This is a genomic window from Psychrobacter sp. (assembly GCF_035469765.1).
GTDB lineage: Bacteria > Pseudomonadota > Gammaproteobacteria > Pseudomonadales > Moraxellaceae > Psychrobacter.
This window is the reverse complement of the sequence record NZ_DATIRM010000082.1, coordinates 1-1,907: the sequence shown is the minus strand read 5'-3', so window position 1 is coordinate 1,907 and position 1,907 is coordinate 1. Positions and strand designations below refer to the sequence as shown.

Sequence of the window (1,907 nt, the reverse complement as noted above, 5' to 3'; positions counted from 1 at the left end):
CACGCGATATGATAAGCTCAAAGATAGCTTTGCAGCGGCGGTAATGCTCGCTTGTGTCTTTATCTGGTTGCCCCTGATTTGAATTCTATACACACCCTAGAGCAATTGACCATTTTTTATTTTATGTATAGATAGTCGATTCAATATAAAAGAGAGTCGCTGATAACTAATATTTCTTTACTATAAGCGCTCACCGCAATGCGGACAGAAATTCTTTTGCTGTACGTCTCTTTCACGGCGCTCAAGCTCTTGCTCCCGTAGTACTTGCAGCACGATATCCTGCGCTTGCTCTTTATCTAAGCCAAGCTCACGGCGGATTTTTTCAATCATCATCTGATTTTGTACCAAATCAAAATCACTATCAAATAGCTGCCCTCGAAAGTCTTGTTCAAGCTCTTCACGTCGTTGACTGAGCTCATTTGCCAAGCCCGTTGCCAAGATACCAGCAGGCAATGCTGCTAGACCAACACCCAATATCGTAATGATAGCACCAAATATTTTACCGGCATTGGTAATCGGCGTCACATCACCATAGCCCACCGTCGTTAGAGTAACTACCGCCCACCACATGGCTTTTGGTATTGATTCGAACTCCTCTGGCTGCGCATGATTTTCTACCAAATAAATCCCACTAGACGCCGTCACAATCATGATTATCAAGATGAAAATAACCGCTTGAAACGAGCCTTTTTCTTTACTAATGACCACTAGTAAAATACGTAATGAAGCAAAATAACGGGTGAGCTTAAGAATACGGAACAGGCGCAAAATGCGTAAGAAGCGCAAATCAATACTGACAAAGAAGTTCAAAAAGGCAGGAACAATGGCAACCAAATCAATCAACGCTGACGGGCTTTTTAGCCACTCCCAGCGCTGCCGCCACGTAGTATTGCTTGGCTTAGCTTCAGCAACACTCCATAGACGAAGCAGATACTCAATAGAGAATATGACAATAGAGAAGTTCTCAAACCAAGTAAAATACTCTTGATAAGGGTAGTACCAAGTGTCAACAGACTCGGCGATAACCGCAGTGACGTTTGCCATAATCAAAAAAATAAGGAAATAATCAACACAGCGACTAAAGAGCGTATCATGCTCATCGTTTTGCAAAATATTATAGACAAAAAGACGCAAGCGCCGTATAGATTGAAATAGCATGCCGTCCCTATGCGGTATAACACCGATTTGATATGGAAAAAGCCGTTATGAGAATCTAATTATACAAACTTTAGGAAATAAATGTGGGTTACCGCGATCAATATGATGGCAACTGCAAAAAAAGCCATGCGTAATAACCGCTCTTCAGCACGCAGCTCATGACTACGTTTTTGCGCAGGTACTAAAAACAACCCACAATTTGGGCAACAAGAATCTATCTCATCCAGCACTTTTAATGAGCGAGCATTTGCACAGCGCAGCGGAGAGTTACTACAATAGCCAAGCATAATTAACGAAAAACTCCCTTGGACAATAACAGCATATCAATAGTACGAGAAACACTAAATCAAACCACTAATTACCCAACCTAATATATGGCATAAAATTTAACGTATCCAAACCTTTCTCATTGTAACTTTACGCATAAATATCTTAACGTTCCGATTTAAACCTTACATTTCGTAAGGTTTTTGTAATATAATAGATAGCAGATGTTACAGGTTAATCCCTAGCCTAACATTATGTATTGCTAACTTATGCTATCTCTAGTTAGCGACCATTATCTAAACGTTGAGGAATTAAACGATGAAACTACAATCCCTAGTTTTAGCTGCTGCTACTGCACTTACTATGACAACTGCTTTTGCTGTACCTGCTGGTACTTGGTCAGTTGCCGCTGGTGCACATTATGTTGATCCTAAAAATGACAATGGTGATGTCAATATAGGTGGCACAAACTATGCTGTAGA

Annotated in this window: 1 protein-coding gene and 1 pseudogene; one reads left to right on the top strand and one right to left on the bottom strand. The window is 40.6% G+C overall.

Annotated elements, in window-relative coordinates:
* Window positions 1-82, top strand: a pseudogene (locus VLN09_RS02335) (IS5/IS1182 family transposase); the annotation flags it as partial.
* A gap of 98 nt (window positions 83-180) precedes the next feature.
* On the opposite strand, the gene VLN09_RS02330 reads toward VLN09_RS02335, so the two are convergent.
* Window positions 181-1,158, bottom strand: a complete 978-nt coding sequence (locus VLN09_RS02330; RefSeq protein ID WP_325243607.1) for an ion transporter — start codon at window positions 1,156-1,158, stop codon at window positions 181-183.
* Between the last annotated feature and the right edge of the window lie 749 nt (window positions 1,159-1,907).